Genomic DNA, 23690 nt, shown 5'->3' with positions numbered 1-23690 from the left:
GGCCGGAATATTTTTTTCAATCAACCCACAGATCAAGTCCCATTGTTCGTTTGTGATATCCATAAATGTCGTTTCTCTTATAAACGGCAAATTCATTCAATTTATTACAAAAAACATACTTTTGAGACATGCTCTATTAATGGAACCGGTAATTTGGATGTATTTATACCTAAAACAATATCGGGTGGTATAAAAATTGGTTTATAACAATTTTATATTAAATAATGCAATAGCATAATTATTTAATTAAATTAAAATATTATTATAATGAAAAACATAATTCAAAGATTTTCCATTACAGCCTGTACAGTTGCAATACTATTATCGGGCTGCAGTAAAAACTTTATTAATAAATCGCCCAATGATTCTGTTCCTGCCAGTCAAGCTTTAAATACTCAATCAGGGTTGGCTGATGCATTAAATGGTGCCTATTCTGGTTTGAGAGCTGTATCACTATATGGTAGAGATTTTCCAATTATAGGTGATTTACAAGCAGATAATACGTATGTTGAAACAAAAAATGCTGGTAGATATTTACCCCAGTATAATTACAGTGTGGTATCTAGTGATGTTGTGGAGGGTGAAATGTGGAATCAGGCATATATAGATATTTTACGCGTAAATAATATTATTGATGCCAATGTAACAGGACCAAATGTTGCAGCTATTAAAGCACAGGCTTATGCTATAAGAGGTTTATTATATTTTAAATTGGTAAATATTTATGGTAAACCTTATACAGTAGATTCAACCTCATTAGGAGTGCCAATTATTCTGCACTTTAATCCTAATTTATTTCCTGCAAGAAATAAAGTGAGTGAAGTGTACAGCCAAATAGTGAGTGATTTTAAAATGGCCATGGCTGCTGCTCCTGCTTATAGTTCCTCTGTTAGAATAAGCAAATATGCTGCAGAGGCATTATTGGCAAGAACCTATTTGTATATGGGTGATAATACCGATGCTAAAACTGCAGCCGTAGATGTAATTAATAATAGTCCCTTTACTTTGGTTACTGCTTCAAGCTATGGTGCATATTGGCAAAATCCTGCTGCAAGAACTGATGCTGTTGAAACCATGTTTGAAGTGGATTGTGATGCAATCAATAATAATGGTTTTGATGATTTAGGTGCGATGTATTATAATGGTTATAATGATATTTATTGCTCCAGTCAGTTATATAACCTATATTCAGCAACAGATGTTCGTAAGAGTTTATTAATGCCACACAATACAAAAAGTGGCTCTCCTGCTTATATGGTATTGAAATTTCCAAATGCACAAAACACTGATCGTGATAATTTAAAAGTAATTCGCTTAAGTGAAGTGTATTTGATTGCTGCAGAAGCTTCATTGCCCAATAACGAACCGGATGCATTAAAATACTTAAATGCATTACTGGCGCAGCGTGATCCTTTAGCAGCGCCCTATGTTCTCACAGGTCCATTATTGTTACAGGCAATTGTTACAGAACGCAGAAAAGAGTTGGCATTTGAAGGCGACAGATTATACGATATGAATCGTTTGCAATTACCCATTGCCAGAGCCAGTAACCCGGGTGCAATACCTGCAGGACCTTCTAATATCAATTTAAATATTCCTTATCCTGATAACAGAAGAGTTGCACCAATTCCACAACAGGAAATGACTGCAAATCCCAATATTGTACAAAACCCTGGTTATTAATTGCAGTGGCATTTATACAATAGGTATAATTTATACTTTTAACAAGGAAGAGGCTGTATCAAAAGCGCTTTTGATACAGCCTCTTTGGTTATTTATAATAAATATCTTTCGATGGAAACTAACAAAAGGAATAGCTCAATTTTATTATCATTTATTTTCATCGCATTACCCTACATTATATTTGGATTTTACGGGTTGATGTTATGGTTAAGATAGTCATTGCGCCAGTGTTGCCTGTGTATCTTTTTGAAAGATAATTGACCCTCTCGAAAATAAATCATGGAGTATATGTATTTATAGCAATGTAAATAACGGCTGGTGTTAATTAGTATAAATTTATTAATTATTTAATGTTACAAAGAACAAAAAATGATACAACCCTTCCTATTTACTTAATCAGTCGCCACCTATAAATATTCCAGATAATGGTAGAGCAAAAACGGATAACACGGGTAAAGCACCGATAATTATTTACCCTAAGCTGAAAAATAATAACTAATAATCAAAATTTCTTTTATGCTATTTTTTCTTGTTGTGCTTTTATTAATCTGCTTATTGATTAAGGTCTTTTATTACCGCAAAAGTATTGGGGGAATCCTCTTCAAATAGCTTTGTATCTCTATTAATTGGTATTTATTCACCCAAGAATTTATTCCCTTTGAGAAGAGAAAGAAATGATTCTGAAAAGGTAGCAGCATATAAGAAGCTGTCAAATGTTTTTTTATATGTTTTATATATATTTTTTCATTATTGTCCGACAGAACTTAACAAAAAAATCACTGTAATCCTTTTCTGTAAAGGATTACAGGCTAAAAAATGATTGTTTCAAATTTGGAGGGAGCACCCCATCTTTTGAAATCGGCTGAAATATAGCTCTGTAAAGGGTTTAAACCATTAGTTTACAATTTTAGTCGGACAACAATGATATTTTTTACCTCTATAATTATTTGCAGCATCCTATATGCAATGCACCATAATGGTAAGGTATACTGATAAATATTTTTCAACTCAATAAAATAACAAAGCTCTGGAGTAATTCAGGCTTTGTTATTTATAGTTCATCAACACCCATTTAACTATTTAAATTTACCTCAAAACCTCATCACCCCTTTCACATCTTCCTTTAAAAAGCTCGAAGGGTAGGTAGGCAGGCCGACTTTATTACCAAAAAGGCAATCTTGTAAAAGGTTGCTTTTGTTGGTTTTCTGTGTTCCTCTATAATAAATTGAATATTTTTTCTTCAAAATCCATTAGCACTATCCAATACATAAAAAATAGCATTATTGGTTGTATACTTGTTGAAGCTTGAAATATGGATGTAAGATTAGTAGAATAATTTTAATAGCAATACGCCAATTGCATATATTACGGTAACCGCAAATATGCCTCTAGCAGTTTTATCTTTTCTGGTATTAATATAAATGGTAAATACAATAGCATTGGCCAATAATGAAAAACTGAGCATGGCTGAAATTAAGTGTTTCTCAATGGCTAAAAATTGAATAAACTCTACAATGGTTAACCTTCTAAATCGCCAAAAATAAAAACCTAACATGCCGGCAAAAGGTGCTAACAAACCTAGTATAATACCTAATTGAATATTATCTTTTTTTAAAAACATTATAATTGCCAGTTGGTTTCTAATTGTTGTTTCAGTTGGTAGTCTGTTAAATCAAATGTAATGGGTACCAGGCTAACATAATTGTTATTGAGTGCCCACACATCGGTATCTTTTCCTTTATCAAAATTTACAAAATCGCCGGTAAGCCAATAGTATTTTCTTCCATGCGGATCGGTACGTTCAATAAAATCTTCTTCATATTTGGCATATGCTTGTCGGCATACTTTAATGCCTTTAATGAGTGTTGCATCTAATGCCGGAATATTTACATTAAACAACAAGTGTTTGGGTAATTTTCTTTTCAGCAACTGTTCTGTAATTTTTCGTACATAAATTTTGGCGGCAGTAAAATTTGCCTCCATACTATAATCTAAAAGTGAAAATCCGGCAGAGGGTATGCTTTCAATGGCAGCTTCCATAGCAGCACTCATGGTTCCACTATAAATTACATTAATACTATGGTTGGCACCATGATTAATGCCGCTTAAACAAATATCGGGTTTGCGATGTAGAATTTTATCTACCGCCAATTTTACACAATCAACCGGTGTACCATTGCAAGTATAAGCTTCTACACCATCTGTAAAATGTACTTTTTGTAACCGTAAGGGGTGCCCAATGGTAATGGCATGCCCCATGCCGCTTTGTGGTTTATCGGGTGCTACTACCACTACTCTTCCTAAATCCATCACTGCTTCTACCAATGCTTTGATGCCGGGTGCGCCAATACTATCATCGTTGGTAACCAATATAACCGGAAGTTCTTTTTTTACTTTTTTTGTCATGGGTGCAAGATACAATTTGAACGTAGTTTGTAGGGGTAAATTTTTTTTAGAATTAGATACTTTAAATGAAAAGTACCTATAAAATAAAGAAAACCGCCTCAATAAATATTGAGACGGCTTTAAAAGTTGTGATAAAAAAAAAGGGTAAAGTTTACAGGCCTAAAAATCCACCTTTATTCAAAGTTTTTTTGGCTTCTCCAATTTTAAACCCATTATTATAAATTTCAATTTTATATTCTCCACCTTCAAACTTGCTACCGGGTTTCCAGTTAAAAGTAGCTGGAAGGGTTTTGCCTTGCTCGTAATTTACTTCAACTGCGTTCGAATAGGCTTTGTCGCTACCATCTCTTAATTTAAAAGTACCTTCTGTGCCGGAGGGTGTACCATCGGGATTGGTAACACAAACATATAAGGTTTTTTTGCCGCTTGGTGTAATCCTGTTTTCATCAATATTGCAGGTAATCACAAACATGTCGGCTCTTTTGGCATTATTGGTGCTTACTTCTTTGCCGCTCTTTTTAACAATTACAGCTTTAACATTGATGTTAGAGGCATGCAGTGTAGAAGCAATGTCTTCAATATTGGCTTTTTCTGTTTGGGTTTTTGATAGGTTACCCTGTAACTCGGTATTTTGGCTGGTTAATTGGGTTTTTTCGGTAGTTAATTGCTGATTGGCAGCAGTTAATTGTTGATTTTCGCCCTTCAGTTGTTGAATTTCAGCAAATAAACTATCAATTTTTGCATTTAATTCTGCAATCATTTCTTTGGCCTGTTTTAATTCGGCTTCTGTAGCGTTCTTTTTGTTTAAAATACCTCTGATATTAGATTTTAATTTTAAAATCTCACTGTTTTTTTCGGCTAAAGCACCTTGTAATTTAACATTGCTGCCGGTTAATGAATCGGCTTTTGCAGAAGCATCATTAAACAATACCTGTAAAGAATCTTTTGCTGTTAAAGCAGTTGTAATTTGTGTTTCTTTTTGGGTAATAATATCTTTTGTTTTACTCTTGTCATAAATGATATAACCCCAGGTTAAAACAAGTGCAGCAATTAAAATACCATAAAAGGTTTTGCGATTGTCTTTTCCAGATGAGGAAGGTTGGCTTTGTGGGTTTTCTGTTGTATAACTCATAGTTGTATGTTTTACGGTACTAAAATAATCTTTGTAAATGTATTTTTATAGTGAAACTGTATTTAAATATTGGATTGTTTTTTATTTAGTAGGTATCTGTTAACCAAACAGGCTACTTTTCTTGAGTAAAATAGATCCCTGACCTATTTTATATCCATTTTGGTAAACCATAATGGTATAATCGCCGGGCTGATAATCTTCATTGTTGCGCCAGTTTAAATTAACCGTTACAGTTTTACCCTGCTCATATTGCACTACTACTTTTATAGTATAAGGTTTTACACCTTCTTTTTTAGTAAGGATGGTATTGCCGGAAGAAACAATAACACCATCTGGGTTAATGATACAGATGTATAATTCTTTTTCGCCGCTGGGTGCTATTCTGTTTTCATCCAAATCAAAATTGATTCGCAAAATATCTGCTTTTTTGGCAATGGTAATCATTTTCTCTTTACCATTGTTGCGTAATTTTAATGCTTCAATACTAAAATTGGAAGCATGCAGTGTAGAAGCCTCATTGGTTATATAATTGTTGAATGCAACCGTTTTACTAAGGGTATCCTGTAAGTGGGCTTTGTCATTGTTTAACTGTTCATTGGCTAAAGTTAATGCCTGGTTTTTACTTTGCAAAAGTGCCAGTTCATTGTATAAATCATTCACTTTTTCATTTAATTCATCAATCATTTTTTTGGCCTGTAACAATTGTGTAGCAGTAGTATTGCGTTGTTGCAATAATGCCACAATATTGTTTTTTAAATGTTGAATGGTTTTGTTTTTATCAGCCAGTTTATCAATTAACTGAATGTGCTTGCCGGTTAAAGAATCTAATCGGGCAGAGGTGGCATTGAATTCAACCCTTAATTCAGCCTTTGAACTATCAATGGCATTTACCTGTACCTGTAATTGTTCTTTAGAATGGGTGGTGGTACTTTTATCATAAATAATATAAGCCCATGTTCCTAATAACATTACTACAAAAAGCGAATAAATCCAGTTTCTTTTATCTTTTTTAGCAACCTGTTGCGGTTCTATTGGTTCGTAAAGCATAACTTTAATGTAATATTTTTTTAAAAATTATTTTCATGCAACTCAGCGATTTATTGGTATTGGATATTGAAACCGTTCCTCAAACTGCTCATTATGACGAGCTGTCTGAAAGGAGGAAATCATTATGGTGGAATAAAATTTCTAAAACCGTGCCAGAAAATATTACACCTGAAGAAAGTTATCGTATGCGGGCGGGTATTTTGGCCGAATTTGGCAAAATTATTTGCATTTCAACTGCTTTTTTTTATGAAAATGAAGCCAAAGAAATTTGTTTAAAAGTAAAGAGTATTTATGGTGATGATGAACGTCCGATTTTAGAAAATTTTTCGCTGCTATGTAGTAAAATGAGTAGTATTCATCATGGTTTTACCTTTGCCGGCCACAATATAAAGGAGTTTGATATACCCTATATTTGCCGGCGCATGATTATTAATGGATTACCCTTACCGGCCTGCCTGCAGTTGCACAACAGAAAGCCCTGGGAAGTAAAAATGATGGATACTTTAAACTGGTGGAAATTTGGGGATAACAAAAATTATATTTCTCTCGATTTATTAGCCGAAGTACTCCAAATACCTACCTCTAAAACCGATATAAATGGTAGTATGGTGCAGGAAGTGTACTATAAAGAAAAAAATTTAAGCCGTATTGTTAGCTATTGCGAACGCGATGTGGTGGTAACAGCCAATATCATTCTTCGGTTTATGCAATTGCCCATATTGAAAGAAAATCAGGTACTTGTTGTGCATTGATGTGTATCATGATGTAAACATACCTCCTGTATTTATGCACAAATAAAAAAGATGGCTGGCAAAGCATGCCTATCCACTTATTTTTGTGGGTATGAGTTTCGAAAAAATTCTAACCGACTGGCAAAAGCAACAGTTTAAACCAATTTATTGGTTAGAAGGCGAGGAGCCTTACTTTATTGACCATTTAATGCAATTTGCCGAAGATAAATTACTAACCGAAGCTGAAAAGGGATTTAATTTAACTGTATTTTATGGTCGGGATACCGATTGGGCGCAACTGATTAATGCCTGTAGACGATACCCCATGTTTGCCGATAAGCAAGTGGTGCTATTGAAAGAGGCACAACAAATGAAGGATATTGAAAAATTAGAGGCTTATATAGAACAGCCACTTACTTCTACTATTTTAATTGTAGGCTATAAGGAGAAAAAACTAGATGGCCGCCTTAAAATGGCAAAGCTTTTAAAGCAAAAACATGAGGTATTTACTACCCGAAAATTATATGAGAACGAATTGCCGGTTTGGGTAAAGCAAACTGCACAAAATATGGGTTATGTTATTCAACCCAAAGCTTTATCACTTTTGGTGGATGCCATTGGCAATGATTTAAATCGGCTGTATAATGAAATTGAAAAACTAACCCTTAATTTAAAAGGCAGAAAAGAAATTACAGAAGATGATGTGGAAGAATATGTGGGTATTAGCAAAGAGTTCAATGTTTTTGAACTGCAAAGTGCCATTGCTCAAAAAAACCTGGGAAAGGCCATTAAAATTATTCAGTATTTTGATGCCAACCCAAAGGCAGGGCCGTTACAAATGGTATTGCCGGCTATTCATGGATTTTTTTGCAGGGTATTGTTAATTCATGCTGCAGGCGGCCCTAAAAATATTGCTGCAATCATTGGCAGTAATCACCCCAATGCCATTGCCGATCATACTGCTGCTGTTAAATATTACAGTTATCAGCAAACACAGCAAATACTGTTATTATTACATGAATACAATTTAAAAAGTATTGGTATTCATGATGCAGGTAGTTCCGGTGCCGATTTAATGAAAGAGTTGGTGGTTAAAATAATGTTATAATGCCGTTAATCATGCAGTACGTTCAGTACAGCGCGTTTATCAATGGCTAATTGTTGTTGTAATGCTTCTAAGCCACTTAATTGCATATCTCCTCTAATATAATCTAAAATAGCAACCTGTACCGTTGCGCCATAAATATCGCGGTTAAAATCAAAAATATTTACTTCAATTACTCTTCGTTTGCCATTTACTACAGGCCTGCTGCCAATATACATCATACCTTTAAAAGCTATGGCAGCAGATTGGTTGGCTGCTGATTCCTTATAATAAAAATGCACGGCATACACCCCATCACCCGGTACCAATTTATCAGGATGGGCTAATTGTATATTAGCAGTAGGGTAACCAATGGTTCTGCCCAACTGATCGCCGGTAATTACAGTGCCTGCAAAAAAATAATCATACCCTAATAAATGCTTAGCTGTTGCAATATCGCACTGCAGTAATGCTTTCCGGATGCGGGTTGAACTAATGGCTGCGGCTTCAATTAATTGAACCGGTATTTCCTTCACGAAAAATCCTAATGCTTTACCGTATTTTTCCAATAATGCAAAGTTTCCGGTACGATCGTGCCCAAAATGATGGTCGTAGCCAATAATAATGGTGTACGGATGAAATTTTTCAAATAAAAAATTTTTAATATAAGACTCAGCACTTAATTTAGAAAAATCTTCATCAAAGGGAACCACTACCAAATGATCAATACCTTCTTTTTCTATTAAAAAAATTTTTTCTTCAAGCGTAGATAATACTTTAATATCCGGCACATCGCCCACAATTTTTCTGGGATGCGGATGAAAAGTAATGACCACTGTTTCCCCATTTACGGTAGCAGCTTCCGATTTTAATTGCTGTAAAATGGTTCTATGGCCAATATGCACACCATCAAACGTGCCAATGGTAACCACTGCATGATGAAATTTGGGTAATGAAGTGAGATTTCTGTGTACTTGCATAAGGCTTATTTAGTATGCCATTGATGTGCTTTGCTAAAGCAACTGATTTTTCAGGTATGCAAATTTAATACAAAGCATTGCTACAAAAATTCGTTAGCACAATTGTATGTAAGCTTTGTTTAACTTTGCCCCGATTGTGTACATTAAATCTTTTTCATGTCATTATATGCTCAAAGGGGCGTTTCTGCCCAAAAAGAAGAAATTCATCAGGCTATCAAAAATTTGAATCAGGGATTATATGCCAATGCTTTCTGCAAAATATATCCTGATTACCTGGGTGGTGATGAGCAAATGATAAATGTAAGCCATGCCGATGGTGCGGGCACCAAATCAATTTTAGCTTATTTGTATTGGAAAGAAACTGGTAATACGGATGTTTGGAAGGGCATTGCACAGGATGCTGTAGCCATGAATATTGATGACCTGTTATGTATTGGCATTTATGATAAAATGATTTTTGCTTCTACAATTGATAGAAATAAACATTTGATTGATGGGGCAATTATAGAACAACTAATCAATGGCACACAGCATTTTTTTAATCAATTAGCTGCTTATGGCATTCACATACACTATTTAGGAGGTGAAACGGCCGATGTGGGCGATGTGGTGCGCACCATTGCCGTTAACGGAACCATTGCTGCACGATGGCCTAAAAACAAATTAATTACAAACAATAAAATTGATGCCGGAAATGTAATTGTTGGTTTTGCCAGCAGTGGCCAGGCAACTTATGAAACAACTTATAATAGTGGATTAGGCAGCAACGGTTTAACCAGCGCCAGGCATGATGTATTGAGTAAATGGTATGCACAACATTATCCCGAAACGTTTGAACCAACCCTTCCCGATGATGTAGTTTATATCGGCAATAAAAGATTAACAGATACCATTGCCATTGATGAAAAAAATTATACAGTAGGCCAATTATTATTATCGCCAACCCGTACTTATGCACCGTTGGTAAAACAATTGTTAGAACAACAATTTGAAGATATTTATGGAATAATTCATTGCAGCGGCGGCGGACAAACCAAATGCATGAAATACCTGCCCAGACCTTTGAAAGTGGTGAAGAATAATTTGTTGCCCATACCAATAGTTTTTCAATTGATTCAACAAAATTCAGGAGCTGATAACAAAGAAATGTTTCAAGTATTTAATATGGGGCATCGGCTAGAAGTTTTTACCAATGAAAAAGCTGCTCAACAAATGATTGCAACGGCTGCTCAGTTTAATATTGAAGCTGCAATTATTGGCCATACCGAAGCAGCCCGGCAAAATGAATTATTTATTCAAGGTGCATTTGGCTCTATTCAATATACTTATTAACACAATTGAAAGCCCTTTTTACTTAATTTTAAGCATCTGTAATACAAAAAATTATTGCGCTATCATGGAACCAGTTGTAACACTCAGTAATGCCAATATATATCAGGGATCTACTTTAATACTGCAGGATGTAAATTTTACCATTGAAAAAGGAGAATTTGTGTATTTGGTTGGTAAAACCGGAACCGGTAAAAGTAGTTTATTAAAAACCTTGTATGGCGAATTACCCCTTCGGGAAGGGCAGGGTAACGTAGTAGGGTTTAACCTGCGTGAGATGAATTGGAAAAAAGTGCCCTATTTAAGAAGAAATCTGGGTGTTGTTTTTCAGGATTTTCAATTATTAACCGATAGAAATATTCATCAAAATCTTCGTTTTGTATTAAGAGCAACCGGATGGAAAGATGAACGTTTAATGGATGAAAAAATTAATGATGTTTTAGATAAAGTTGGTTTAAAAAGCAAAGGCTTTAAAATGGCTTTTGAAATTAGCGGAGGCGAACAACAAAGAGTTGATATTGCCCGTGCACTACTCAATTCTCCTAAATTAATTTTAGCAGATGAACCTACCGGAAATCTGGATCCCGAAACCAGTGATGAAATTATGCAGTTGTTGTTTCAAATTGCGAAAGACTATGGTACCACCATAATCATGGCCACCCACGATTTTATTGTGATTAATCGTTACCCCTCACGTATGTTAAAAACCGAACGAGGGCAAGTAACAGATATTCCTCTATCTGCGAATGCATCTTTCTCTTAATGGTATGAACAAAAAAATATCCGGTAGTGAAAATGCTACTATTGTTATAAGCGAGGTATTACAATCAGAACTACAACAATTGGTTGAACTGAGTCGCAGTACTTTTTTTGATGCCTATCATGCTTATAATTCTGCAGAAAATATGCAGTTATATTTAGATGCCAATTTGAATGATGAAACCATTTTTCAGGAATGGAAAAAAAATCCCGATTGTTATTTTTATATTGCCTGGTTAGGTAGCACACCTGTTGGTTATTGCAAATTGGCACGCCATACACAACCAGATACCTTGCATTTTACTCATGCACTTGAAATTGCCCGGTTGTATGTTGTGAACAATTACAAAAACCTGGGAATTGGCAAACAGTTGATTGAACTGGCTAAAAATGTTGCTAAACAAAATGCATGCAGCCTGCTTTGGCTTATTGTATGGAAACAAAACTATGCGGCTATTTCATTTTATGAAAAGCAGGGTTTTACCATAGCAGGTGAGCAACAGTTTATTTTAGGAAAGGATGTTCAGTTGGATTGGGTAATGCAAACCGCAGTTGGTAATACTTAAAGCAACGCTGGTAATTTTGATGGCGAGTATGCTAATGCGGAAGTTTTTCGCGAATGGCACCATATACCCAGGTTCCCACAATGGCACTAAATAAAACTACCAATATTACGGTAATACCCGAACCAATCAGTACAAAAAGCGGACCCGGACAGGCACCGGTCATCGCCCATCCTAAACCAAATATAATGCCACCATAAACCTGTCCTTTGCTGAATTTTTTCTGTATAAAAACGATGGGCTCTCCATGAATGGTTTTTAAATGTAATTTTTTGATGAGGAACACACCTGTTGCACCTGTAATTACTGCAGAGCCAATTACCCCATACATGTGAAAGCTTTGCAAATGAAACATTTCCTGTATCCGAAACCAGGAAATCACTTCTGCTTTGATTAAAATAATGCCAAAAATAATTCCGGCAATCCCATATTTTAAATTATACCACCAGGGATGTTGTAAACTACTGTCATTGGTGCACATAGCATCTAATGAACGAACTTCAAAATCAGTATTTGTATCTATTTTTTGTATGGTTGTTGTGTTTTGCATGGTTATAATTGTAAAATAAAAGGTAAAATAAAGTTGGCCATTAAAAATCCGCCAATCATAAAACAAATGGTGGCAATGAATGAAGGTAATTGCAGATTGCTGAGTCCGTTAATGGCATGTCCTGATGTGCATCCTCCGGCATAACGGGTACCGAACCCAACTAAAAATCCGCCCACCACCATCATAATAAATCCTCTTAGCGTTAATAAGCCCTGCCAACTAAAAATGGCAGCAGGCATTAAACTATTGTTTTCCTGTACTTGGTAATAGCTTAAGTTATTGAGTAGAACCGGATTTATAACTATGGGTTGCCCGTTGGTTAGCCAATTGGATGCTACCCATCCACCTATAACTACTCCGCCCACAAAAAATAAATTCCATTGTTCAGCTTTCCAGTTATAATTAAAAAAGGGCAGCTTGGCAGGTAAACATGCTGCACATATATGCCTGAGAGAGGATGAGATGCCAAATACTTTATTGCCCAATAACAACAATAGCGGAACCATTAAACCAATTAAAGGCCCGGAAACATACCAAGGCCAGGGTTGTTGAAGCCAGTGCAACATATTTTCTATTTTTCTACAAAAATAGTAGATTATTGTGTAAATGCATTTTCTACTATCTCATCCATAGAAATAGACATGTGGCTTTCATCGTACACGCAGCTTCCGTTCTTAATTAAAAGTATTTGTGGGGATTCGTGTTGAACCTGAAAATAGTCGGCAACTTTTGCAGAGAGTGAACGGTATTGAATTAAATCTAAAAAATAAAAATCAACGCCTTCTGGCATTGCTGCACGTTCTAATCGGTTGAGTGACGTACTGCTAATACTGCAACGGGTGCTATGCTTAAATATTACCTGAGGAGTTTTGAATGAGGCCTGTTTTATTTGCGCTAATTGATCTTCTGTGGAAAGCACTTTCCAGTTCATACGCACTTTTTTATGCAAAGTAACAAAAAAAAGCAGTTATGGTTTAAAGTAATTTTTGTTGGTAGTAGGGCAACCACGTCCTCTGGATGACACACAGGAACTAACGGTAAAAGCTACCATTATTAAAAGTGTTGCCGCAATAATAATTTTTCTCATAAAAAATGTGTTTGTTCAAATTGGCTGTTTACCAAAATTCAAAGATAAGAATTCGTTACAAAATGTTGCTTTAATGCTGTTTTTTTATTTACCTATGCACTTAAACGTTAAAACAAGTAATAAATTTTATGCCAAATATTCATTTTATTGCCATTGGAGGAAATGTAATGCATCAATTGGCCATTACGCTTGCCAAAAAAGGGTATACCATTACAGGTTCGGATGATGAAATATTTGAACCGGCACTTTTTAACTTAAAAGCTGCAGGTTTATTACCCAATGCGCTGGGATGGTTTCCTTTAAAAATTACAAATAATTTAGATGCAGTGGTTGCAGGTATGCACGCCAGGGAAGATAATCCGGAGTTAATGCAGGCAAAAACATTAGGTATTCCAATTTATTCATTTCCCGAATTTATTTTTAATGAAAGCCGGAATAAAAAGCGGGTAGTGATAGGGGGTAGTCATGGTAAAACCACCACAACTGCCATGATTATGCATGTTTTGCAACAACAACAATTAAAATTTGATTACCTGATTGGAGCTCAACTCAATGGTTTTGAGCAATCCGTTCAACTGACCAATGCGCCAGTTATTGTTTGTGAGGGCGATGAATATCCGGCAAGTGCATTAGATAAAAGGCCTAAATTTCATTTCTTATTCCCACACATAGCTGTAATAACAGGTATTGCATGGGATCACATCAATGTATTTCCAACTTTTGAAATCTATAAAACACAGTTCGAAATTTTTATATCGAAAATAGAACAGCATGGTATACTGGTTTACAATGCTGCCGATGCCGTATTAAAAGATTTGGTTGAAAAACATCCCCGAAATGATATTCAATACATTCCTTATATTTTGCCTGAACACGAAGTGAAGGATGGTATTACCTATATTACAATTGAAGGCATTACCACGCCATTAAAGGTTTTTGGAAATCATAATCTCTTTAACTTAAATGCTGCCTATTTTGTTTGCAAAGCGCTGGGTATTAACGCAGCCGCTTTTTTAGCTGCCATGTGTAGTTTTACCGGTGCCAGCAAGCGATTGGAAGTTATTATGCAAACAGATGATATAACCATTTTCAGGGACTTTGCACATGCACCCAGTAAAGTAAAAGCAACCATTGAGGCAGTAAAACAACAATATCCGAACCGACATTTAACGGCAGTATTTGAATTACATACTTATAGTAGCCTCAACGCCTCTTTTTTCAAAGAGTATCAGGGCGTTTTTCAAATGGCCGACTCCTGTGCGGTGTTTTATGCAGAACATGCATTAGCCATTAAAAAAATGCCGCTTATTAACGAAGCATTATTAAAAGAAGGCTTTGCAAAACCGGAGGTATGCATTTTTCATAACAAAGAAGCATTACAAAATTGGTTACACCAACAGCCTAAACATCATGTAAATATATTATTGATGAGCAGTGGCAATTTTGATGGTTTGAATTTAAATGAATTGCAAAAAGCATTCAAGTGATCATTCAACAAACATTTTAACAGAATACAAGGTAAACAGGCTAATCTGTATTACTTTCGTTTACAATCAATTCTTTTCTTTGCAGTTTTAAACGTTATTTATGAACATTCAATTGAACAAACCTGTTGCTACCATTGATTTAGAAACAACCGGTATTAATATTGGCACCGATAAAATTGTAGAAATTGCCATTGTTAAAATAATGCCCGATGGTACCCGGCAGGTGAAACGTAAACTCATCAATCCGGGAATGCCCATTCCAAAAGGCGCATCAGATGTGCATGGCATTACAGATGAAATGGTAAAAAATGCACCAACTTTTAAACAGGTAGCCAACGAAATAAAACAATTTATTGGCAATGCCGATTTATGTGGCTATAATAGCAACCGGTTTGATATACCTATGCTAATTGAAGAATTTTCACGGTCGGGGCTTGACTTTTCAATTGAAGGAAGAAAGTTTATTGATGTTCAAAAAATATTTCATTTAAAAGAACAAAGAACCCTGAGTGCAGCGTATAAATTTTACTGCAATAAACAATTAGATGGCGCTCATGGTGCCGAAGTGGATGCAATGGCAACCTGGGAAATTCTGGAGGCACAGGTAGAACGTTATCCGGATATTGGTAAAACTACCGATGAATTAGCAAAGTTTTCAGGTGAAGATGATATGGTAGATTTTGCACGTAGATTTATTAAAGTGAATGGAGTGGAAGTATTCAATTTTGGCAAACACAAAGGTAAACCGGTAACACAGGTACTAAAAGAAGAACCACAGTATTACGATTGGATGATGAAAGGCGATTTTCCGATGAATACCAAGCAAAAGTTTACCGAAATACTCAATAGAACTTACTTAAAAAAGGATAAAAATTAAAAATGCCTCAGTATTTATAAAAATTAGTAAATCATTTCACTTCATATTTGCAGGAACTTTGTATTTTCAGGTTTAAGTATTTATACAGTTGGAAAAAATCGTTATTATACCCACTTACAATGAAGTTGAAAATATTGTTTCAATTGTTGAAACTGTTTTTGCTTTAAACCAAAACTATCATGTATTGGTGATTGATGATGGCTCGCCTGATGGAACTGCAAATGCAGTAAAAAATCTTTTTTCAAAATATCCCGGTGCTTTATTTTTAGAAGAACGAAAGGGTAAATTAGGATTAGGTACCGCATATATTCATGGTTTTAGATGGGCATTGGCAAACGGGTATCAATTTATTTTTGAAATGGATGCGGATTTCTCTCACAATCCTGCCGATTTGGAACGGTTGTATCAAGCCTGTAAATTCAATGGTACCGATGTGGCAATTGGTAGCCGTTATACAAAAGGCGGAAAGGTTGAAAATTGGCCATTAGACAGACACATCTATTCAAAAGGCGGTGCAATTTATACAAGGCTCATTACTTTTATGCCGGTTAAAGACCCAACGGCAGGCTTTATCTGTTATAAAAGAAAAGTATTGCAAACCATTAATTTTGATGCTATCACATTTGTTGGGTATGCCTTTCAAATAGAAATGAAATTTGCAGCATGGAAACTGGGATTTACCATCAAAGAAGTACCTATCACTTTTATCGACCGAAAAATTGGCGTCAGTAAAATGAGTAAAGGCATTTTAAAGGAAGGGGTATTTGGTGTTATTAAAATTCAATGGCTCAGCATGTTTAAAAATTACCGTAAAAAAGTGGCTGCAATACAATCATCCGGTATATCTAAACAGGTTACAGACGTTCATTAGTATTTATTTTTCCGTTTTTATTTTATTAGTACTGGCACATGAAGCAATCGCTTATTCAACTGCACATATCTGTTTTATTAGCGGGCTTTACAGGCGTTTTCGGCGTTTTAATTCAGTTAAATGAATTGCCCTTAGTATGGTACAGAATGGGCATAACCTTCATTACCTTAATATTTATTCTTGTACTTCGAAAACAAAAACTGCAATTAGCCTTTCGTAAAATAATGATACTAATTGGTATTGGTATGCTAATTGCACTTCATTGGGTACTTTTTTATGCCAGCATAAAATTTGCCAATGTATCAATTGGGTTGGTTTGTTTTGCCGCAACCAGTTTATTTACGGCATTGATAGAACCATTGTTGAACAACACACAATGGAAGAAAGCTGAATTGTTGTTGGGATTGTTGAGTCTGTTAGGGATTTATATCATTTTTCAATTTGATATCAGATACAGAACCGGTATTTTATTTGGATTAAGTTCAGCGCTCATTGCAGCTTTATTCTCAGTTCTGAATAAGAAAAATATTACCACAGCTGCTCCTCAAACCATCATGTTATTTGAAATGGGTGGTGGTTTTTTGTTTTTAACGCTGTTGTTGCCCGGCTATGTATTGTGTTTTCCTGATGCCAAATGGATTCCTTCATTTGCTGATATTTTTTGGTTGTTCATTTTGGCATGGTTTTGTACGGTTTTAGCCATGGAACTGATGCTGAAAGCTTTGCATAACGTATCGGCCTTTACGCAAAATTTAACTTTGAATCTGGAACCGGTTTATGGTATTTTACTGGCTTTTATTATTTTTCATGAAAACAGATACCTGCAAAATACTTTTTATGTTGGAATGGCCTGTATTGTATTTTCTGTTGCCATACAAATGCAGCGAATTGTAAAAGGTCGTAAACACTGATTCAATTAAATATGCCTTTCTGTAAAAAATTTACACCATTTTTCTGGATATTATTCTAAGTGTATATGGAGTAATTAATTACAACTTATTCGGTTTTAGCATTCGCTTCATGGCAATTCGGCTATTAGTCATTCTTTGCATTGGATTAGTCCGTATTTATTTATCTTAGCAATCATTGAATGAAATGTATATGAGAAAATATGTATTCCTGCTATGCGCAGTTACTACTGCTTTAGCAGCTTCTGCTCAAAAAAAAGTTTTAGATCATTCCGTATACGATGAATGGCAAAGTATTGGCGAAAAACAAATCAGTAATGATGGGCAAGTTGCGGTGTACACCATTGTACCACAAGAAGGAGATGGGCAGTTATGGATAAGAAATTTTTTAAAAGAGCAAAACAGGTGGGATACTGTTACAATCATCCCACGTGGCTATCAGGCTAAAATATCGAACGATGCGGCCTTTGTGGTTTGTAAAATAAAACCTTTGTATCAACAAATACGACAGGCAAAAATTCAAAAGGTAAAATCGGAAAATATGCCTAAAGACAGTATGGCCATCATTAATATACTTACCGGTCAGGTAACAAAAATAGCGGCTGTGCAAACATTTATGTTGCCTGAAAAAGGCAATGGTATATTGGTTTGTTTGAAAGAAAATATGCCTGCGCATGAACCTGTTGCCTCAGATTCTACAACCGTTTTAATGCAATTAAAAAAGAAGTTAAATGGTACACAAAAATTAGAAGACAGCCTAAAAAAACAGGTTCGGCTTTTAGAGGAGAAGGGCTTTCAATATTTCAATACCTATTCTGCCAAAACTTCAGAGAATAGTAATAAAATGAATGAGCCGGGTGTAAAAACTGATTTATACATTTTTCATTTACCCGATATGCAGCCGCAGGTTATACCTAAAGTACAACATGTACAACTTTCTAAATCAGGTAACACCATTGCATATGACCATTGGATGGCTTCCGAAAATTTTGCTGTGTATTGGTATCAAACTACATACAGACAAAGTAACAGCATTGCACAACACCTGCATGAAATCAATGGCTTAACAATTGATGATCAAGACACCCAATTGGCATTTGTTGCCGAAAAAGACAGCAGTAGTAAAGCATTACAGCGTTTTTTTAACCTGTACTATTATAAAAATGGAGATGACAGTGCCCGGTTAATTGTTCATCGATACACAAAAGGTGTTCAAAAAAATTGGGCAGTAAGTCAATATAGTAACAATCATTTTAGCGAGTCGGGTAAACGTTTGTTTTTTGGAACTGCACCCATACTACCTCCTAAAGATACTGCCACACCTGCATTTGAGCAGGCAGGATTGGATATTTGGCATTATGCCGATGAAGATATTATGCCGGCACAATTAAAAAATTTAGAAAGAACACTGCACAAAAATTATTTAGCCCGATACGATTTTAAGGCAGATACTGTTGTACAATTGGCCAATACAATTTTTGAAAATGTAATGGAGACCCAAAAGGGTGATGGCCGCTATTTTTATGCATATACCGATACCGGCAAACGCGTACAAAAACAATGGCAGGGATTTACTTTTAAAGATGTTTATGTCATCAATCCCAATACCGGCCATCGAAATAAAATTATTTTTAATATTAAAATGCGTATGTATCCGTCTGTAAATGGTCAATTTCTTTTGGTATATAATGAAATTTTGAAAAAATACAACTGCTACAATGCTGAAACACAGCAATACTATACCGTTGGGAAAGATATTAATGTTGCACTTTATGATGAAACCAATGATGTGCCGGATGATCCCTATAATTATGGCGTAGCTGGGTTTACAGAAAATGATCAATTTATTTGGTTGTATGATCGTTTTGATATTTGGCAGGTAGATCCGATGGGAAAAGCCCGTTCAATTCAAATCACAAATGGAAGAGGTACAAAAACCCAATACCGCTATATTGCCATAAAAGATGAACCTTTTATTGTTTCAAATCAACCAGCATGGTTAAAAGTATTCAATGAACAAAATAAATATAGCGGTTTTGCACTTTCTTTTCCTGGTGCTCCATCTAATGCCACTATGCAGCGTAAAAATGAAATGGTTCTAAATGTTCCCAAATCTGTTAATGGAGTAGAACCCGATAAAAATTTACATTCCTTACTCTTCACGATGGAAGATTATACAAACAGTCCGAATGTGTTTATTCTCAATGAGCCAAAATTTTATCAGTTAAAATCTTTGCCTGTTCAGTTAACTGAACTCAATCTGCAGCAACAGCAATATAATTGGGGAACTGCACACCTGTTTAAATGGAAAGCTTATGATGGTAAAATGGCAGAAGGAATTCTTTATAAACCTGAGAATTTTGATAGTACAAAAAAATATCCCATGATTGTTTATTTCTATGAACGCAACAATCAAACATTATATAATTACATTCCACCTGCACCAACGCCATCCCGCTTAAATATTTCATTTTTTGTAAGCAAGGGTTATGTGGTTTTTGTGCCTGATATTTGGTATAGAAAAGGGCATCCCGGCGAAAGTGCATACGATTATATTGTAAGCGGTGCAAGGGCTGTGGTAAAATCAGGATTTGTAGACAGTACTACAATTGGAATTCAGGGGCAAAGCTGGGGAGGCTATCAAACCGCATATGTAATTACCAGAATCAATCTTTTTAAAGCAGCATGGGCCGGTGCTCCGGTTGTCAACATGTTTAGTGCTTATGGTGGTATTCGGTGGGAAACAGGTGTAAACCGCCAATTTCAATATGAAAAAACACAGAGCAGAATTGGGGCTGATATTTGGCAGCGACCTGATTTATATATAGAAAATTCGCCATTGTTTCACCTGAAAAAAATTCATACATCTTTGGTGATTATGAGTAATGATGCAGATGGCGCCGTACCATGGTATCAGGGTATTGAGTTTTATACGGCCATGCGGCGATTGAATAAACCGGTTTGGTTATTGGTATATAATGGTGAAGCACATAATTTAGTAGAACGCCGAAACAGAAAAGATATTCAAATAAGAGAACAACAATTTTTTGACTGGCAATTGAAAGGCGATCAACCTGCAAAATGGTTAACAGAAGGTGTACCCGCCGTTTTAAAAGGAAGAGATTGGGGATTGGAAACCAACTAATTCTATTTCATTTTAAACCTAACAAAAAAAAGGCTGTTCCAGAATGGAGGCAGCCTCGCTTGGTATAATAACTTGTTATAAAAAATTAATCAATATAATGTTCCTGAACCACCAGTTTTAATTCACGATGAACATCCCAGGCTTCAAACTCTTTGGCTACTTCGTGTAAAAAACTGGCGCCAATACTTCCATCAATAATGCGATGATCGTAGCTCATAGATAAATACATCATGTGGCGAATACCAATATAATCACCTTTTTCGGTTTCTATTACTACCGGCCTTTTTTTAATGGTACCAACAGCCATAATAGCAACCTGCGGCTGACTGATGATGGGCGTACCCATTAAACTGCCAAATGTGCCTACATTGGTTAAGGTAAAGGTGCCACCCTGCGTATCATCGGGTTTTAGTTTATTATGCCTGGCATTTTCGGCTAAATTGTTGACGGTTTTGGTTAAGCTAACCAAACTTAGGCTCTCGGCATTTTTAATAACCGGCACTATCAGGTTGCCGTTGGGTAGGGCAGTAGCCATTCCAATATTAAAATAGTTTTTAATGATGATTTTATCACCATCTACTGAACTATTGATAATGGGAAAACGTTTCAGCACTTTTATAATACACTCTATAAACATAGGGGTAAAAGTAATTTTGGTACCTTCTACCTTTTCGAAATTGTCTTTTATTTTATTGCGCCATAGCACCATGTTGGTAACATCTGCTTCTGTAAAACTGGTAACATGCGGACTAATATGCTTGCTGTCAACCATGTGTTTGGCAATGAGTTTCCGCATTCTGTCCATTTCAATTATTTCAACATTTTGTTGCGGTGCTATCGCCACTTGGGTAGTTGCTGTTGTATTTGTAATGGGTTGAACATTTTCCTGTACAATTGTTTTAACAGGCATTGGTGCAGCAGTTGTTGGTGCTGCTATTATTTTGCCTGATTTTTTATCGGCCAGATATTGTAAAATATCTTTTTTTGAAACCCTGCCTTCTGCACCTGTTCCGGGAATATTTTCCAATTCAGCCATACTAATACCTTCACTGTTGGCAATATTTAATACCAATGGTGAATAAAACCTATTATTTCCGCCGGTTGCAGCAGATGAAACTGCAGCAGGCGTATAGGGTACAGTGATAGGTTCTTCTGATAAAGCCGGTTCTAAAGGTTTGTAAATACCATTGGCTGTAACCTGCATCGTTCCTGTTTCCGGCATTTGTGTAGCGGGTGTTTCCGGTTTTTGAGGTTCACTGCCGGCAGTATCGGCCACTTCAATTTTAGCTAATACAGCCCCTACCGGTACCACATCATTTACATTGTATAAAATTTCTTTAATAATGCCTGATACGGTACTGGGCACTTCACTATCAACCTTGTCTGTGGCAATATCTAAGATGGTTTCATCCTGTTGCACAAAATCACCTGCTTTTTTATGCCAGCGTAAAATGGTGGCTTCCATAATACTTTCACCCATTTTGGGCATCACTAAATCTGCTAAGGCCATAAAATTGTTTTTTTTGTGAAAGGGTGTTCCTGAAAAAATTATTTTGTATGATCAATGGCAGCAACCCTATAAATTTCAATATACATTAATTCGCGTCAAAAATAGTATTTTACAATGGTACATACGAAGGTTTTTTGACAGATGCCAATAATTTAATAACGTTGCTTCATCATTATTCAACCATTAATTGTCGCATTAAAAGCAAAGTATTGGCAGCAGTAAGTTGAATATTGCGCTGCCGGTTAAACCTGAAATGCATTTTTTTAGTAATCAACCGTTCTTTGCCGGCCACAGCCATCCAAACGGTCCCCACCGGTTTATCGGGAGTGCCGCCGGCGGGCCCCATGATACCACTCACTGCAATGGCGTAGTCTGTTTGCATGAGTGCAAGTACATTTTTAACCATTTCCGTAACCACCTGTTCACTCACTGCTCCATATTTTTCTAGGATTTCTTTTTTGACCTGCAGTACTTTCTCTTTTACTTCGTACGAATAACTGATTACACTGCCTTCATAATAGGCAGATGAGCCTGCAATGGATGTAATTAAATGCGCTATATATCCACCGGTGCAGCTTTCGGCAGTTGCAATGGTTTTCTTTTGTTCGGTTAATAAATGGCCAATAATAGCCTCTAATGTTTCATCCTTATCTGTAATTAACACATCTTTTACCAGCAATTTCAAGGCCGCAAACTGTTCGTTAATTGATAGATTGACCTCATCATGGTGGTTGCCAAACATTGTTAAACGTAAACGTACCATTCCAAAATTGGGCAAATAAGCTAATGAAATGTTTTTGGGTAATGCCGCTTCAAAATCAACCAACCGATCTGCCAGCATCGATTCACCAATTCCGGCTGTTAAAAGTGTGCGATGTTCAATACAACCCGTAGTGAAGCGTTTTTGCAGTAGCGGAATCACTTCCTGCTTCATTAATCCCTGCATTTCGTGCGGAACGCCGGGTAAGGAAAAAAACAAACATCCATTTTTTTCAAATAACATACCGGGTGCGGTACCCAGTTCGTTTTTTAATATAGTACAATTGTCGGGTACTTCTGCTTGTTTTATATTTCTTTCTGCTAAAGGGAGGCCCCTTTTAAAAACATGTTCAAATAAATAGGTAACATGCTCCAAGGTAGGTTGGTGTAGTACTAATTTTCCCCCAAAGTATTCGCAAAGTAGGGGTTTGGTGATATCATCAGAAGTGGGCCCGAGGCCGCCTGTAATTAAAATAATATTTGATACTGCACTTTCCTGATTCAATGCATTCCAAATAGCATCCCAATTGTCACCAACTGCTATTCTGCGATGAACAGGAATGCCAATTTTATTTAATTCTTGTGCCATCCAGGCACTATTGGTATCAATTACCTGCCCAATCAATAATTCATCTCCAATGGTAATAATTGATGCTGAAACTGTATCCATAAATTTCAAATTGCATGCAAAGTAAAACAGTAAATAGTAAAATAATAGCAATCATTTTCCTTTTGCAGAAATGTTGCACTAAAATTTCAACAACTGATGCATATTTTTTGAA

22 protein-coding genes are annotated in these 23690 nt (G+C 35.8%); 12 read left to right on the top strand and 10 right to left on the bottom strand.

The features are described 5' to 3' along the window. Together EO766_RS04070 and EO766_RS04065 are read left to right on the top strand one after the other, a co-directional pair. Positions 1–207, top strand: a 207-nt coding sequence (locus tag EO766_RS04070; RefSeq protein ID WP_287100695.1) for a hypothetical protein, incomplete at its 5' end; no start/stop codon positions are given. Between the two features lie 60 nt (positions 208–267). Beyond that, positions 268–1683 (top strand): RagB/SusD family nutrient uptake outer membrane protein, encoded by a 1416-nt coding sequence (locus EO766_RS04065; RefSeq protein ID WP_074419465.1) that lies wholly within the window; start codon positions 268–270, stop codon positions 1681–1683. Positions 1684–3007: 1324 nt separating this feature from the next. On the opposite strand, the gene EO766_RS04060 is transcribed toward EO766_RS04065, so the two are convergent. The 4 genes from EO766_RS04060 to EO766_RS04045 form a co-directional block, all read right to left on the bottom strand. Continuing rightward, the gene (locus EO766_RS04060) at positions 3008–3304 is read right to left on the bottom strand and encodes a hypothetical protein (protein WP_074418509.1); all 297 of its coding nucleotides are present in this window, start codon (positions 3302–3304) and stop codon (positions 3008–3010) included. Further along, entirely contained in the window at positions 3304–4089 is a 786-nt protein-coding gene (gene surE, locus EO766_RS04055) for a 5'/3'-nucleotidase SurE (protein WP_074419464.1), read from the bottom strand. The genes EO766_RS04060 and surE overlap by 1 nt, the downstream gene beginning before the upstream one ends. 151 nt (positions 4090–4240) lie before the next feature. Beyond that, complete coding sequence (locus tag EO766_RS04050; protein ID WP_074418507.1) at positions 4241–5221, bottom strand: DUF8428 domain-containing protein; 981 nt, start codon at positions 5219–5221, stop codon at positions 4241–4243. Positions 5222–5320: 99 nt separating this feature from the next. After that, positions 5321–6268, bottom strand: coding sequence for a DUF8428 domain-containing protein (locus tag EO766_RS04045; protein WP_074420261.1), 948 nt, complete (start codon positions 6266–6268; stop codon positions 5321–5323). Positions 6269–6303: 35 nt separating this feature from the next. Between EO766_RS04045 and EO766_RS04040 the strand changes: the two genes are divergently transcribed. After that, a complete protein-coding gene (locus EO766_RS04040; RefSeq protein ID WP_074418505.1) occupies positions 6304–7020 on the top strand; it encodes a ribonuclease H-like domain-containing protein in 717 nt (238 codons plus the stop codon). Positions 7021–7111: 91 nt separating this feature from the next. Further along, on the top strand, positions 7112–8107 hold the full coding sequence (holA, locus tag EO766_RS04035; protein WP_074419461.1) for a DNA polymerase III subunit delta: 996 nt from the start codon (positions 7112–7114) through the stop codon (positions 8105–8107). 5 nt (positions 8108–8112) lie between these two features. On the opposite strand, the gene EO766_RS04030 is transcribed toward holA, so the two are convergent. Continuing rightward, a complete protein-coding gene (locus EO766_RS04030) occupies positions 8113–9063 on the bottom strand; it encodes a bifunctional riboflavin kinase/FAD synthetase (protein WP_074419460.1) in 951 nt (316 codons plus the stop codon). Positions 9064–9219: 156 nt separating this feature from the next. Here EO766_RS04030 and EO766_RS04025 point away from each other — a divergent pair, with 156 nt between their 5' ends. The 3 genes from EO766_RS04025 to EO766_RS04015 all read left to right on the top strand — a co-directional run bounded on the left by EO766_RS04025 (position 9220) and on the right by EO766_RS04015 (position 11717). Further along, positions 9220–10395 (top strand): AIR synthase related protein, encoded by a 1176-nt coding sequence (locus tag EO766_RS04025; protein WP_074419459.1) that lies wholly within the window; start codon positions 9220–9222, stop codon positions 10393–10395. A gap of 64 nt (positions 10396–10459) precedes the next feature. Further along, on the top strand, positions 10460–11155 hold the full coding sequence (locus tag EO766_RS04020; RefSeq protein ID WP_228733060.1) for a cell division ATP-binding protein FtsE: 696 nt from the start codon (positions 10460–10462) through the stop codon (positions 11153–11155). A 4-nt stretch (positions 11156–11159) separates the two neighbouring features. After that, positions 11160–11717 carry a GNAT family N-acetyltransferase gene (locus EO766_RS04015; RefSeq protein WP_074419458.1) on the top strand — a complete coding sequence of 186 codons (558 nt, stop codon included), beginning with the start codon at positions 11160–11162 and terminating at the stop codon, positions 11715–11717. Positions 11718–11748: 31 nt separating this feature from the next. On the opposite strand, the gene EO766_RS04010 is transcribed toward EO766_RS04015, so the two are convergent. Genes EO766_RS04010 through ytxJ form a run of 3 tightly spaced genes read right to left on the bottom strand, consistent with a single transcriptional unit; the run spans position 11749 to position 13195 of the window. Further along, positions 11749–12264, bottom strand: a complete 516-nt coding sequence (locus EO766_RS04010; protein WP_074419457.1) for a DUF6691 family protein — start codon at positions 12262–12264, stop codon at positions 11749–11751. 2 nt (positions 12265–12266) lie between these two features. After that, positions 12267–12830 carry a YeeE/YedE family protein gene (locus tag EO766_RS04005; protein ID WP_074419456.1) on the bottom strand — a complete coding sequence of 188 codons (564 nt, stop codon included), beginning with the start codon at positions 12828–12830 and terminating at the stop codon, positions 12267–12269. Positions 12831–12859: 29 nt separating this feature from the next. Further along, positions 12860–13195, bottom strand: coding sequence for a bacillithiol system redox-active protein YtxJ (gene ytxJ, locus EO766_RS04000; protein ID WP_074419455.1), 336 nt, complete (start codon positions 13193–13195; stop codon positions 12860–12862). Positions 13196–13479: 284 nt separating this feature from the next. Between ytxJ and EO766_RS03995 the strand changes: the two genes are divergently transcribed. The 5 genes from EO766_RS03995 to EO766_RS03975 all read left to right on the top strand — a co-directional run bounded on the left by EO766_RS03995 (position 13480) and on the right by EO766_RS03975 (position 20639). Then, positions 13480–14838 carry a UDP-N-acetylmuramate--L-alanine ligase gene (locus EO766_RS03995; protein WP_074419454.1) on the top strand — a complete coding sequence of 453 codons (1359 nt, stop codon included), beginning with the start codon at positions 13480–13482 and terminating at the stop codon, positions 14836–14838. Between the two features lie 100 nt (positions 14839–14938). After that, positions 14939–15715, top strand: coding sequence for a 3'-5' exonuclease (locus EO766_RS03990; RefSeq protein ID WP_074420262.1), 777 nt, complete (start codon positions 14939–14941; stop codon positions 15713–15715). Positions 15716–15803: 88 nt separating this feature from the next. After that, positions 15804–16586: a polyprenol monophosphomannose synthase gene (locus tag EO766_RS03985; RefSeq protein ID WP_074418296.1), complete on the top strand. Its 783-nt coding sequence runs from the start codon at positions 15804–15806 to the stop codon at positions 16584–16586. Between the two features lie 38 nt (positions 16587–16624). Continuing rightward, on the top strand, positions 16625–17497 hold the full coding sequence (locus EO766_RS03980) for a DMT family transporter (protein ID WP_074419634.1): 873 nt from the start codon (positions 16625–16627) through the stop codon (positions 17495–17497). Between the two features lie 190 nt (positions 17498–17687). Continuing rightward, on the top strand, positions 17688–20639 hold the full coding sequence (locus EO766_RS03975) for an alpha/beta hydrolase family protein (RefSeq protein ID WP_074420263.1): 2952 nt from the start codon (positions 17688–17690) through the stop codon (positions 20637–20639). Positions 20640–20724: 85 nt separating this feature from the next. On the opposite strand, the gene EO766_RS03970 is transcribed toward EO766_RS03975, so the two are convergent. After that, complete coding sequence (locus tag EO766_RS03970; RefSeq protein ID WP_074418294.1) at positions 20725–22149, bottom strand: dihydrolipoamide acetyltransferase family protein; 1425 nt, start codon at positions 22147–22149, stop codon at positions 20725–20727. A 172-nt stretch (positions 22150–22321) separates the two neighbouring features. Further along, complete coding sequence (locus EO766_RS03965; RefSeq protein ID WP_287100693.1) at positions 22322–23578, bottom strand: CinA family nicotinamide mononucleotide deamidase-related protein; 1257 nt, start codon at positions 23576–23578, stop codon at positions 22322–22324. Between the last annotated feature and the right edge of the window lie 112 nt (positions 23579–23690).

Source organism: Hydrotalea sp. AMD, from assembly GCF_004100315.1.
Taxonomy (GTDB): Bacteria; Bacteroidota; Bacteroidia; order Chitinophagales; family Chitinophagaceae; genus Hydrotalea; species Hydrotalea flava.
This window is presented reverse-complemented; position numbering and strand designations above follow the sequence as displayed.